Below are 12708 nucleotides of genomic sequence, written 5' to 3'. Positions count from 1 at the left end.
CGCACGTGGAAGAAAGGAGCAATTCGATGCTATTGAAAGTGGGCGAACTGGCTAAGCAGTCGGGTCTTACGATTCGGGCTCTTCACCATTACGACAGCATCGGCCTGCTCACACCCTCCGCGCGTTCCGATGCTGGCTACCGACTGTATAACCGGGCCGATATTGCCCGGCTGCACCAGATCCAGGCCCTGCGTGGCATGGGCCTGTCGCTGGCCGAGATCGGAGCCCTTCTGGCGCGGCCAGACGTTGCGCTCCTGACCATCACCGAGCAGCAGATCCGCCTGCTGGACCGACAGATTACCCGGCAAACGAATCTGCGTAATCGCCTGGCAGACTTGCATCGCCAACTCAGTGGAGGAGAGGAGCCTGACCTGGCCGATTGGTTGAAGACCCTGGAATTGATGACCATGTACGAACAGCATTTCGCCCCTGAAGACCTGAATGAACTGCCTTTCTACACTCCCGCCAACCAGCAGGCTTGGCGCGCACTGGTGCAGGAAGCCCATCAGCTCCTCCAACAAGGGCTCCCCCCTGAGTCCGTTCAAGCACAGTCGCTGGCACGGCGCTGGATGACGCTCCTGGAGCGCAATACATCAACCAACCCGGCCCTGGCCGTACGGCTCAACGAGCTGTTCCGCCATGAGGCCCCGCTACAGGAGCAGACGGGTGTCACCACCGAGATGACCCGCTTTATCCTGAAGGCCTTCACGGCCGGCAAGCTTGCGATCTATGAACGGTATCTCACACCCGAAGAGTTCGCCTTCATGCAGGCAAACTATGGCGAGCAGGTCCCGAAATGGCTACCGCTTCTGGCCGATTTACGCCGCATTATGGATAACGGACTGCCTCCCCACTCTCCAGAGGCGCTGCAGCTGGCGCAACGCTGGACCGCATTGTTTACAGCCTATGCAGGCACAAATCCCGAGACCCACCATAAACTGCGTCAGGCCCATGCCTGCGAGCCGCAGCTGGCTGAGGGCACCTGGATGACAGACGATATCCAACGCTATCTCGGTCAGGCCATGGCAGCACTGCGCACCTAGCCCTGCAAGCCCTGATTCTGTGATCAGGGCTTGGCAAATGAGAGAGACAGCGAGGGCAGCTCCAGCGGAGGCTTGGTCAACCAGGCCTCCTCTTCCGCCTGGGTCGGCACGAACCGGCCTCCTGTCGCCTCTTGTGGCACCTGACCGGCCAAGGCGAAGGAACCCATGCCGAGCATACAGGCCGAACTTGGATAGTGACTGGAGATGGCATAGTCATCCGTCAGGGCATGGGCACTCATTGCACCGTTCTGCGCGAGCACGGCCTCAACTACGGCCTGCTGCTGGTACTCGGTAAGCGTGACCGTCAGGACAGTCGAGTGCTCGGTAATGGCCTCGCGCGCGGGCTCATCATCGGCCAGGTCGAAAAGCGAACAGAAGAAATGGCTGATTCGTTCACCCAGCGAACCTGTGGAAGAACCTGCCGTCTCATTTCGAGAGGCTGAAAGTGAGATATGCCGACCGGCTACACCTTTTGCGATCAACTCATGTCGGACATGCTCGGCTTCGCTTAGGCAGCCGAAGGCTGCTTTGAGAATGTGCTCCATCGCTACCACCCTTTTTAGTTATTGTGTTCACAGCCCGCTTAGCCGGGCCTGTCGCTAAAGGCAGACAGCGCCACCTGAAGGGAAAGGGCTCATCTGCCTGCCAAGGGATTCTGCAACAAGGTAAAAAGGGTTGGTGAGAGCATTTCGTCCGCCCGGCACATGCCGATGGGCAGCAATACGACTAGGACTGGACAGATCCGAAAGACCTCTCTGACGGGATCACTTTAAGCCGCTGCGCTGGAGTGCCTCTACTGAAACCATTCCAGCGAAACCGCTTCGATGGGCAGGGAGAAGAAGGCTCGTTTCGGAACGCACCCGTAAGCGTTGAGTCACCTTATATGTTTTTAGACGAAAGGCTATGCCAGCATATCCTGGCGTACGGCAGGGACGAACAATACCGTGACTGACATTCTGACGCAGGGCTGCTCCAGCCAGGGCCACAAGATGTGATAAGAACAGAAACGATCGGCAGCCCGGAGGGTCCTATCCGTTCGAAAAGACAGTCCAGGCACTTGAGCTAACGGCCTGTGGCTTTAGCACAAACCCATGCTTATTTACATGAACCTGCTCACAGCTCTGCACGGCAGCTCCCCATTTTCTTCGGAGCGCGCGTAGGATTTCAGGATGCAGTTAACCTGCCTGACTGCTTGAAAAGGAATTCAGCATGAAATGCCCCCACTGCAAACAAAGCATCAGCGCCTTCCACGCTGCAGTCTTCGGTCCGCCTGAGTCGGATGGAAGCCGATTATGTCCCGAATGCCACAAACCCTTTACCTTGAAGCTTGATGTGTTCAGAGCTATCCCAGCAGCAGCCAGCGGTGCCGCCGCCGCCCTGTTGATTGCCTTCAGAATTCCCTATGTCGGCTTTCTTCTGGGTGCCTTCGTCCTGGTATTTTCGCTATATCTGACCTCAATGCGCCTGACCAAACCTGCATCGGCTGAAGAAGAGGCGGTTTCACCATGAGCGTCCGGCTGCCACATCAGGCGGGCAGCCCAGAAAGGAGAGGGGGGTACGTCAGGACTTGGGCATGCCTTCCAGCATGTACTTCTCAAGCTCGACCCGGCACGTAAGACGGGTGCAGGCAAAAACCCGGTCATTCCAGTCGGCCAGTTCTGGATAGTCATTCTGTTCGAGCGTATCCAGAAAGCCCTTGAGGCGGTATGCCTCGCTTGCGCCAAGGCGCATCAAATCAAAGCCGTGACTGATCGCAACGATCTGCAGCAGCTCGCTGACTCGCTCACCCCAAAAGACATGCTGCTCTTTGGGTACAAAACGTCCAATACTGGGCGCGGAGTGAAGATAGCTCATTCAGTGTTTCCTGAAGAATATTCATTCAAATCCCTTGTGTTGATAGCGTTAGCGCGAAAGCCGAATTTCCTGTGGCCTCTTTAGTAAGTCGACACAGTAAAAGGAAACTTTAGGATCACAATGTTTTTTGCTTAACCGATTCTCCCGTGTTCAGGAATGATTCAGATTCCCCTACAATACCGTGAATTGGTGCACACAAATATTTGATTAACCTAATCGCCAATGCTTGACCTAGAGCCTTTTGCCATCATCGCATTTGTGTAAGTCATTAAAATGACCAGCGCTGTGCCGGTTAATTCTCCAAAGACCGTATTGAAATGCCGAAATGGTCTACTTGCCTTACAACGACGTACTGATACTAGTGCCGATCGATAAACGCACATATGAAGCGTTTTGTGTCCGATTATCGGACACAACTACCTTTTTCAAGGGATGCAATCGCATATGCTCGGTGCATACGGCTTACCTCCTCGGCTGGTGCATGAGCAACAGCGAGACCCTTGAATGAGGACATACAATGATCAACAAGATTGTCGAGAGCCTGAGCCAGGCGGTGGAAGACATCCACGATGGTGCCACCGTGATGATTGGCGGCTTCGGCCCATCCGGACAGCCTTCTGAGCTGATTGATGCGTTGATAGCGCACGGTGCGAAAGATCTCACCATCATCAACAACAATGCGGGCAATGGCGATGTAGGCCTGGCAGCCCTGCTCAAGGCAGGTCAGGTTCGCAAAATCATCTGTTCATTTCCACGCCAGACCGACTCCTATGTATTCGACGAGCTTTACCGTGCCGGCAAAATTGAACTGGAGTTAGTGCCGCAGGGCAATCTGGCCGAGCGTATCCGCGCTGCGGGTGCCGGTATCGGCGCCTTTTTCACGCCGACCAGCTACGGCACGATTCTGGCCGAAGGCGTGGAAACACGCGAAATCAACGGCAAGCACTACGTTATCCAATATCCCATTCATGCCGACTTTGCCCTGATTCGTGCGGACCGTGCCGACCGTTGGGGCAACCTGACCTACCGCAAGGCTGCCCGCAATTTTGGTCCCATCATGGCGACGGCTGCAAAGACTACCATCGTGCAAACCCGTGAAATTGTGGAGCTGGGCGAGATCGATCCGGAAATCATCGTTACGCCAGGCATTTTTGTGCAACGTGTCGTTCGTGTTTCAGGAGATCAGGAATGAACAGACTCAACCGCAACCAGATCGCTGCCCGAGTCGCCCAGGACATCCCGGAAGGGGCCTACGTCAATCTGGGGATTGGACTGCCGACGCTAGTGGCCAACCACCTGCCGGCTGACCGCGAAATTTTTCTGCACAGCGAGAACGGCATACTGGGCATGGGTCCGGCGCCAGAGGAGGGCAAGGAAGATTCTGATCTGATCAACGCTGGCAAGCAGCCTGTTACCCTGCTGCCAGGCGGTGCGTTTTTTCACCATGCGGATTCGTTTGCAATGATGCGCGGCGGCCATTTGGATATCTGCGTGCTCGGCGCTTTCCAGGTATCCGTCACAGGCGATCTGGCCAACTGGCACACCGGCGAGCCTGATGCGATTCCTGCCGTAGGGGGTGCTATGGACCTTGCAATAGGTGCCAAGCAGGTCTTTGTCATGATGGATCTCATGACCAAAGCCGGGCAAAGCAAGCTGGTCGAGCACTGTACCTACCCGCTGACGGGCGTAGGCTGCGTATCTCGTGTGTATACCGATCTGGCTATTTTCGATATTGCTGACGGCCGCGTGTATGCCAGCGAACTTGTCGAAGGCCTCACACTTGAAAGTCTTCAGGAAATGACTGGCCTTGCACTGGTACAAAAGCCGGTTTGACCCTTATCAAAGAAGAGCGGCCTTGCCATGGAACTCACAAGCCTCAAGGTACTAGGCCCGCTTCTTCTGCCAACTTCATAGCCTTTCAACAGCCTCTGTAAAGGTTTGTCTGTCTTGAAACAACTTTGCTGACAAACCGTCACAAAGGTGTGTTAGTGTTCGCCGACTAAGCACGCTGTTATTGGCACGTTTTATGACCAATCTCCTTTTCTGGCTGCCCACGCCGCCATAGCGCTCCGCCCCGCCTCTGGCCTTGCCCGTATAGGCAGGCACACTATCGCCCTGGTTTTTTATAAACTGCGGTGCTCTGTGTTTTTCGCTTTATTTAAAGTTTGCTTAACTTTTAAACGCGTTCAACATAGCGACCATCACATTGATTTACTGTTGGGCAATAATTGAGCATCAGTCGCTCATTATTAAACCAACCACTATCGGGTTCTTAATCAACTAGCTCACTGCTTTTGGGTTAATGCCGCTCGATCAGGCTGGAGAAATATGAAAATTTTAATTACAGGTCGAAGCGGTCAGGTCTCTCAAGCGCTGCAAAGAAGCCTTAAAACCGATCATGAACTTGTTGTTCTGGGTCGTGATGCCATGGATCTTGCAAATGAAGAGGCCATTCGTGAAACCGTTCGACGTGTGCAGCCAGACCTGATTATCAATGCTGCTGCATATACGGCTGTGGACAAGGCCGAGACCGACGCCGAGATGGCTTTCAAGGTAAACGCAGAGGCACCGCGGATTCTGGCGGAGGAGGCCGTGGCACGGGCCATTCCGTTCATCCACTATTCGACCGACTATGTGTTTGATGGTGACAAGAACGAGCCCTACAGTGAAGAGGATGCCACCCACCCCACCAGCGTGTATGGCGAAAGCAAGCTGGCTGGCGAACAGGCGGTTCAGGCCGTAGGCGGACAGTATCTGATCCTGCGAACCAGTTGGGTTTACTCCCAGGATGGTCACAACTTTGTTCGTACCATGCATCGCCTGCTGCAGGAAAAAGACGAATTGCGCGTTGTAGATGATCAGATCGGCATACCGACATGGTCCGATACAATCGCGTCAGCCACTGCTCACATCGTGAGTCGCACTGCCATGGGGAACCCAGGCCCCTGGGGTATTTACCACCTTACCTCGACTGGCAAGACATCCTGGTTTGGCTTTACCGAAACGATTGCTCAGAAACTTGAAGAGCAAGGCCGTTTGCGTGCCAAGCTTTACCCTATTCCTACGCGTGAATATCCCACTCCAGCAAAACGCCCAGCTAATTCACGAATGGATTGCTCACGTATTCAGACCAACTGGGGTGTGCAATTACCCGAGTGGAAAGAAGCCTTCGAAAAATTCTGGCAACAGAACTTTGCAGATAAATAGCCCGCCAATAAATTAATATTAATTTAATAGCTGATTGATATCTCTTTAGAATGCACTGATATCAGCGTTATTAATTTAACGTTATGAAAAAGGGCGCCGTAGCGCCCTTTTTATATCAGCCTTTAAGTTCGGCTAGAATCTGATACGACCTGAGTCGATCAGCATGTTCATACACATCGCAGGTGAAAATCAATTCATCGGCGTCGGTCTTCTCAAGCAGCAAATCGACCCGCTCGCGTACCTTGTCCGGCCCACCAATAATCGCCATGCCCAGCATGTTCAGCACAGCGTCTTTTTCATGGGGCAACCATTCAAGACTCATGTTTCGAACCGGCGGGCGAAGCACCAGGCTTTGGCCACGCATTAATGCCAGGACGCGCTGATAAACCGTGCTTGCCAGGTAATTGGCTTCCTCGTCGCTGTCTGCTGCAACCAGCGGAACACCCAGCATGACATAGGGCTTGTCCAGCACCTCGGAAGGGCGGAAGTTTTCACGGTACAGACGAATCGCTTCATGCATATAGCGTGGCGCAAAATGGGATGCAAAGGCATACGGCAAACCTTTGGCAGCCGCCAGCTGAGCACTGAACAGGCTCGACCCCAACAGCCAGATCGGTATGTTGCTATCGACACCCGGCACGGCAATTACCCGCTGTTCTTCCTGTCGTGGACCCAGGAAGTACTGCAGCTCCTCTACGTCGGAAGGGAAGTCATCGGCGCTTCCCAAACGATCACGGCGCAGTGCATGGGCGGTCATCTGATCGGACCCGGGCGCACGGCCAAGCCCCAGATCGATACGGCCCGGATACAGAGCATCCAGCGTGCCGAACTGCTCGGCCACAACAAGAGGGGCGTGGTTGGGCAGCATGATGCCACCGGAGCCGATGCGGATCGTGGATGTACCACCCGCCAGGTATCCGAGCAGAACGGCCGTAGCTGAGCTGGCGATGCCGTCCATGTTGTGATGCTCAGCGACCCAGAATCGGTTATAGCCCAGCCGCTCCGCATGGCGAGCAAGGTCGAGTGAGTTGTGCAGAGCCTGGGCCGCGTTGCCATCGTCCCTTACCGGCGCCAGGTCCAGAACGGAAATGGCAGTGTCTTTGAGTTGAGTCATGTAGAAGTCTCCTCGTTAGCCGCGGCAGGCTCTTCAATTTGCCGCTGCCGCACGGCCAGATCGTAGGTATCGCGCGCCTGCTGAATGATCGGCTGCGATTGAGCGGCCCAATCGGCCAAGGCTCGGATGGGAATGACCAGGCTTTGCCCGATCCCGGTCAGGGCGTATTCCACCTGGGGCGGCGTTGAGGGAATGACCGTTCGGGTAATCAATCCATCGCGCTCCAGGTTGCGCAACGTGACGGTCAGCATTCGTTGGGAAATGCCATCGATCTGACGCTTGAGTTCATTGAAACGCAGTGGTCCGCTGTCCAGCTTGAAAACAGCCAGTACCGACCAGGCATCGCCTACACGGTCCAGCACATCACGGATAGGGCAGTCGTGGTTTTTCAGTCGGCGGCGCCCGGTAGCGGACTTGTTAAAATCGTCCATGGCAACCTCGCTGAGCGTGATTACATCAAGAAACTCACTTTACGCCTTTAAGGCAGTTATTAAAAGTAACCTGGCTCTTTTTAGTGACTATGAAACCGATAGGGTGAGGTAATGGCGCGGTAGGTCCGGTACGACAGGTGTCGTACCGGAAAGACCATGATCAGGCAAAACCGACCACACCATGAGGGACGTAAGGTTCCTCAAGGCGGGCGATCTCTTCGGTGGTCAGGTTGAGCGAGAGGGCGGCCACAGCGTCTTCGAGGTGCTGCGGTTTGGACGCACCAATGATGGGTGCACTGATGCCAGTTTTTTGCACAACCCAGGCCAGCGCCACCTGTGCACGCGGTACGCCACGCTCGTTGGCAATCTCGGCCACACGCTCAACCACACGGCGGTCGGCATCGGCCGTATTGGCATACAGGCTCTTGCCAAACTCGTCACTCTCAACGCGTGCGCTGCTGGTATCCCAATCTCGGGTCAGCCTTCCACGTGCCATGGGGCTCCAGGGAATGACCCCTATGCCTTCGTCACGGCAGAGCGGCAGCATTTCGCGCTCTTCTTCGCGATACAGCAGGTTCACATAATTCTGCATGGTGACGAAACGGGTCCAACCATTTCGATCCGCCACATGCAGAGCTTTGGCGAATTGCCAGGCGTACATGCTGGACGCACCGATATGCAGCGCCTTACCCGCCTTCACCACATCGTGCAGCGCTTCCATGGTTTCTTCGATAGGCGTTTCATAATCCCAGCGGTGAATCTGGTACAGGTCCACGTAGTCAGTGCCCAAGCGCTTGAGGCTGGCATCGATACTGGCAAAGATCGCCTTACGTGACAGGCCGCCCACGTTGGGCTTGTTGCGCATCGGAAAATAGACCTTGGTGGCCAGCACAATCTCGTCACGCTGGGCAAAATCCTTCAGCGCCCGACCGACGATTTCCTCACTGGTACCATCGGAATAGGCGTTGGCGGTATCAAAGAAGTTAATGCCCATGTCGAGGGCTTTCTTGAGTAGCGGGCGACTCTCTTCTTCGCCCATCGTCCATGGATGATTACCACGTTCAGGCACGCCGTAGGTCATGCAGCCCAGGCACAGCGGGGAGATTTTCAGGCCCGTAGACCCGAGGTTCTTATAGTCCATGACGACTCCTTGAAATGAATCAGACCGGAGAAAGGGCAGGTCATAGGCTGACCACAACCCTGGCCATTTGCTCCGGCCTTTTTACCTTACCCTGATGAACACCCCCTGTACGCCTTACGTTTCGCCGCACCCGCAACGAACTTTGCCCAGCATCCGATTTCACATATAACTCGAATCATCCACAGGAGAGGAACCATGAAAAAGACAGCATCTGCTGTATGGCAAGGTGGTTTAAAGGACGGTAAAGGTACGATTTCCACAGCCAGCGGCGCGCTGAAGGAAAATCCCTACGGTTTCAACACTCGCTTCGAAGACCAGCCAGGCACCAACCCCGAAGAGTTGATTGGCGCGGCGCATGCGGGCTGCTTCTCCATGGCCTTTTCCATGATGCTGGGGATGGAGAATTACACAGCCGAGCGTATCGAAACCAAGGCAGTGGTTACGCTCGACAAAGTAGGCGAAGGCTTCGAAATCACAACGATCGATCTGACCATGTCGGCCAAGATTCCAGGTATCGACAATGACCAGTTCCAGGCCATCGCCAACAAGGCGAAGGAAGGCTGCCCGGTCTCCAAGGTACTAAATGCCAAGATCAGCCTGGATGCCACCTTGCTGAACTGATATCCAACTCAGTGCCTGGCTGCGTTTGCTGGGCACTGGTTACCGCCAATACCATTCAGCGTGAGTCTTCAAGCGCAGGTGAAGACACCCTGAAGCCTGTGAGTATCTTTTCAACCATGCACAGGTGTTAAGTCTTATCCACATGCGCCACGGCCAACCACATCGCTACTTCTCCTCAATATGCCGCTTTTTTTGTTTTCAAGCTATAACGCTGTCAGTCATATCAAGCCTGCCGCAATAATCATTTTCAGCATTGGATAACATCCAGACCGTTTTGTACAGGCATTACTTATCCACAAGCGCCAATAGCAAGCTTTTCAATAGCGTGGTATTCAGAGGACTCAATAGTCCAATCAGGACGCCGCCAGCTGCTGTCTAAACTCATGCAATACCGGGTCGCTCTCCGGCCGTATGCCGCGCCAAAGGTAAAATGCTTCGGCAGCCTGCTCAACCAGCATACCCAGACCATCTAGGGCTTGTACTGCGCCGTGTGTGGTTGACCAACAACAGAAGGGCGTTGGCTCCTTGCTGTACATCATGTCGTAAGTAACGGTTACCCCAGCGCGGACCAAGGTAGGGGTGATAGGGGGAACATCGCCGGAGAGGCTGGCAGCAGTACCATTGATGATCAGGTCGAATGGCTCCGCCTCAAGGCTGAACGCTGCCGCCTCGATCATTCCCAGCGCTGCAAATTCACGCGCCAGTTGTATGGCCTTGCTCTCGGTCCGATTAGCAATGACCAGGGCCGCAGGCCGCTCCGCCAGAATGGGCTCCAACACGCCACGTACGGCGCCACCAGCGCCCAGGATGAGGATACGCTTGCCAGTCAGGGACAGGCCTGCATTGACCGTCAGATCACGAACCAGTCCGGCACCGTCAGTGTTGTCGCCCAGAAAGGTCCCGTCTTCCCGCTTCTTTAGCGTATTGACCGCACCGGCACGTCGGGCACGCTCGGTCAGCTCATCGGCAAATCGAAAGGCATCCTCTTTGAACGGGACCGTCACATTAGCGCCTGCCGCATTGGCAAAAAACTCACGCGCGCTGCGCTCGAACTCGCCAAGCGGCGCAAGCCAGGTGTCGTAGCGCATGGCCTGTCCTGTCTGCTCGGCAAAGCGGCTATGAATGGCAGGCGACTTGCTATGGGCGACAGGGTTGCCAATGACGGCATAACGGTCCATGAGATGTCCTTGAAGCAAAGATCAATGGGTCGGTATCAGGTATCAGCCAACCAGTCACGGTCGGTCAGGAAGTACTCGGTCAAACGAGCCTCTTCGCTACCGGGCGCCGGCTTCCAGTCATATCCCCAACGCACGATGGGTGGCAGGGACATCAGGATCGACTCGGTACGGCCGCCCGATTGCAGACCGAACAGGGTGCCACGGTCATAGACCAGGTTGAACTCTACGTAGCGGCCGCGGCGATAGGCCTGGAACTCGCGCTGTGCTTCGGTAAAAGGCTCGTTCCGACGACGCTGTACAATCGGCAGGTAGGCGTTCAGGTAGGCATCGCCAATAGCCCGCAGAAAGGCAAAGCTGGTCTCGAAGTCCCACTCGTTCAGATCATCGAAGAACAGGCCACCGATTCCACGCGGCTCGTTGCGATGCTTGATCTGGAAGTAACGATCACACCAGGCTTTGTAACGCGGGTAGACGTCTTCACCGAATGGCGCACAGGCATCACGTGCCACCCGGTGCCAGTGGATACAGTCTTCCTCGTTACCATAATAAGGCGTCAGATCCAGACCGCCACCAAACCACCAGACCGGTTCTTCACCGTCTTTTTCAGCGATGAAAAAACGCACATTGGCGTGGGAGGTGGGTACATTCGGGTTTTCAGGGTGGATCACCAGCGAGACGCCCATGGCCTCGAAACTGCGACCTGCCAGCTCAGGACGATGGGCGCTGGCCGAAGGCGGCATGCTGTCGCCGTGGACATGAGAGAAGTTCACACCGCCTTTTTCGATGACGGCACCTTCACCAATCACACGCGTACGACCACCGCCGCCGGTAGGACGTGTCCAGGCCTCCTCCATGAACCGGGCATGACCATCCTCCGCTTCCAAGGACTGGCAGATGCGATCCTGTAGATCGAGCAGGTATGCCTTTACGGCTTCGATTCGGTCTTTCACGGTCATCACCTGGAGTAGGGCAGGGTAAAGAAAGTCCTGAATCATACCACCGGAGGGTGCTTTGCCGGTTGACGCAGGCCTCTGCAAGGGATTGGATTAAGGTTCAGCCACTATTCTTACAAGGAAATCCCCATGGCAAAACGTATCCAGTTCAGCCGCACCGGCGGCCCGGAAGTGCTCGAATATGTCGATTTCACACCTGCCGAGCCAGGGCCGAACGAGGTACGTGTCCGCAATGAGGCCATTGGACTCAACTTTATCGATACCTACTACCGGGGCGGCCTGTATCCCCTTGGTACTTTGCCATCCGGGCTGGGCAGTGAAGGTGCCGGGATTGTCGAGGCCATCGGCAGTGGCGTAACGCGGTTCAAGGTTGGAGATCGGGTTGCCTATGCCACCGGCCCGCTGGGCGCCTATGCCGAGGTCCACACCCTGCCGGAGCGTAATCTGGTTCACCTGCCAGCAAGCGTCAGCTTTGAGCAAGCGGCAGCGGTCATGCTCAAGGGGCTGACCGTCCAGTACCTGCTGCGCCAGACCTATCGTGTCGAAGCGGGCGAAACCATCCTGTTTCATGCCGCTGCGGGCGGCGTCGGCTCCCTGGCCTGTCAGTGGGCAAAATCGCTGGGTGTGCGCGTGATCGGCACCGTGGGCTCTGCGGCCAAGGCCGAACATGCCCGTCGCCTGGGCGCCTGGGAGACAATCAATTACAAGGAAGAGGATATCGCCAAGCGAGTCCTTGAGCTGACCAATGGCAGGAAGTGTCCGGTCGTTTATGACAGTGTCGGCAAGGATACCTGGGAGGCGTCGCTGGATTGCATCTCACCGCGTGGCCTGATGGTCAGTTTTGGAAATTCGTCTGGCGCTGTGACAGGGGTCAACCTGGCGATCTTGAACCAGAAAGGCTCGCTGTTTGTCACACGTCCGTCCCTGGCAGGCTATGCCGATACGCCAGAGCGGCTGCAATCCATGGCAGACGAACTCTTCGGCCTGGTCGCCAACGGTACGCTCAAGATCGAGATCAACCAACGCTACCCGTTATCCGAAGCCGCCCAGGCGCAACGTGCCCTGGCAGGCCGCGAAACAACGGGGTCAACCGTTCTGATCCTGGAACGGTCATAATTGCAGGAAAGGAGGCAAGCCTGGCTTGCCTCCTCCGTAGTACCGCTGAT

Annotated in this window: 14 protein-coding genes; 7 read left to right on the top strand and 7 right to left on the bottom strand. The window is 55.6% G+C overall.

The genetic code is table 11. The features are described 5' to 3' along the window. Positions 1-26 precede the first annotated feature (26 nt). Entirely contained in the window at positions 27-1043 is a 1017-nt protein-coding gene (locus tag PLU01S_RS00710) for a MerR family transcriptional regulator (protein ID WP_074820996.1), read from the top strand. A gap of 23 nt (positions 1044-1066) precedes the next feature. On the opposite strand, the gene PLU01S_RS00705 is transcribed toward PLU01S_RS00710, so the two are convergent. Further along, positions 1067-1588: a hypothetical protein gene (locus PLU01S_RS00705; protein ID WP_010796377.1), complete on the bottom strand. Its 522-nt coding sequence runs from the start codon at positions 1586-1588 to the stop codon at positions 1067-1069. Positions 1589-2252: 664 nt separating this feature from the next. On the opposite strand from PLU01S_RS00705, the gene PLU01S_RS00700 reads away from it, so the two are divergent. Continuing rightward, entirely contained in the window at positions 2253-2552 is a 300-nt protein-coding gene (locus PLU01S_RS00700; RefSeq protein WP_010796376.1) for a hypothetical protein, read from the top strand. A 51-nt stretch (positions 2553-2603) separates the two neighbouring features. On the opposite strand, the gene PLU01S_RS00695 is transcribed toward PLU01S_RS00700, so the two are convergent. Then, positions 2604-2897, bottom strand: coding sequence for a hypothetical protein (locus PLU01S_RS00695; RefSeq protein ID WP_010796375.1), 294 nt, complete (start codon positions 2895-2897; stop codon positions 2604-2606). A gap of 517 nt (positions 2898-3414) precedes the next feature. On the opposite strand from PLU01S_RS00695, the gene PLU01S_RS00690 reads away from it, so the two are divergent. From PLU01S_RS00690 to rfbD, 3 genes are all read left to right on the top strand, one after another. Then, complete coding sequence (locus PLU01S_RS00690) at positions 3415-4089, top strand: 3-oxoacid CoA-transferase subunit A (protein WP_074820994.1); 675 nt, start codon at positions 3415-3417, stop codon at positions 4087-4089. Further along, positions 4086-4730 (top strand): 3-oxoacid CoA-transferase subunit B, encoded by a 645-nt coding sequence (locus tag PLU01S_RS00685; protein WP_074820992.1) that lies wholly within the window; start codon positions 4086-4088, stop codon positions 4728-4730. Before PLU01S_RS00690 ends, PLU01S_RS00685 begins: the two co-directional genes overlap by 4 nt. 495 nt (positions 4731-5225) lie before the next feature. Then, a complete protein-coding gene (rfbD, locus tag PLU01S_RS00680) occupies positions 5226-6104 on the top strand; it encodes a dTDP-4-dehydrorhamnose reductase (protein WP_074820989.1) in 879 nt (292 codons plus the stop codon). A gap of 115 nt (positions 6105-6219) precedes the next feature. On the opposite strand, the gene PLU01S_RS00675 is transcribed toward rfbD, so the two are convergent. The 3 genes from PLU01S_RS00675 to PLU01S_RS00665 all read right to left on the bottom strand — a co-directional run bounded on the left by PLU01S_RS00675 (position 6220) and on the right by PLU01S_RS00665 (position 8790). Beyond that, positions 6220-7218, bottom strand: coding sequence for an LLM class flavin-dependent oxidoreductase (locus PLU01S_RS00675; protein ID WP_074820986.1), 999 nt, complete (start codon positions 7216-7218; stop codon positions 6220-6222). Then, positions 7215-7649, bottom strand: coding sequence for a winged helix-turn-helix transcriptional regulator (locus PLU01S_RS00670; protein ID WP_074820984.1), 435 nt, complete (start codon positions 7647-7649; stop codon positions 7215-7217). The genes PLU01S_RS00675 and PLU01S_RS00670 overlap by 4 nt, the downstream gene beginning before the upstream one ends. Positions 7650-7809: 160 nt before the next feature. Beyond that, the gene (locus tag PLU01S_RS00665; RefSeq protein WP_074820981.1) at positions 7810-8790 is read right to left on the bottom strand and encodes an aldo/keto reductase; all 981 of its coding nucleotides are present in this window, start codon (positions 8788-8790) and stop codon (positions 7810-7812) included. Positions 8791-8985: 195 nt separating this feature from the next. Here PLU01S_RS00665 and PLU01S_RS00660 point away from each other — a divergent pair, with 195 nt between their 5' ends. Next, positions 8986-9411, top strand: coding sequence for an OsmC family protein (locus tag PLU01S_RS00660; RefSeq protein WP_074820979.1), 426 nt, complete (start codon positions 8986-8988; stop codon positions 9409-9411). A gap of 353 nt (positions 9412-9764) precedes the next feature. Here PLU01S_RS00660 and aroE read toward each other — a convergent pair whose 3' ends face one another. Both aroE and hemF read right to left on the bottom strand, forming a co-directional pair. Beyond that, positions 9765-10589 (bottom strand): shikimate dehydrogenase, encoded by an 825-nt coding sequence (gene aroE, locus PLU01S_RS00655; RefSeq protein WP_074820972.1) that lies wholly within the window; start codon positions 10587-10589, stop codon positions 9765-9767. Positions 10590-10624: 35 nt separating this feature from the next. Then, on the bottom strand, positions 10625-11539 hold the full coding sequence (gene hemF / locus PLU01S_RS00650; RefSeq protein WP_112297975.1) for an oxygen-dependent coproporphyrinogen oxidase: 915 nt from the start codon (positions 11537-11539) through the stop codon (positions 10625-10627). A gap of 132 nt (positions 11540-11671) precedes the next feature. Here hemF and PLU01S_RS00645 point away from each other — a divergent pair, with 132 nt between their 5' ends. Continuing rightward, a complete protein-coding gene (locus PLU01S_RS00645; RefSeq protein WP_010796365.1) occupies positions 11672-12658 on the top strand; it encodes an NADPH:quinone reductase in 987 nt (328 codons plus the stop codon). The last annotated feature ends 50 nt before the right edge of the window (positions 12659-12708 follow it).

It is taken from the genome of Pseudomonas luteola NBRC 103146, assembly GCF_002091675.1.
GTDB classification, from domain to species: domain Bacteria; phylum Pseudomonadota; class Gammaproteobacteria; order Pseudomonadales; family Pseudomonadaceae; genus Chryseomonas; species Chryseomonas luteola.
Note: the sequence above shows the minus strand (reverse complement) of the source record. Positions and strands in the feature narration are given on the sequence as shown.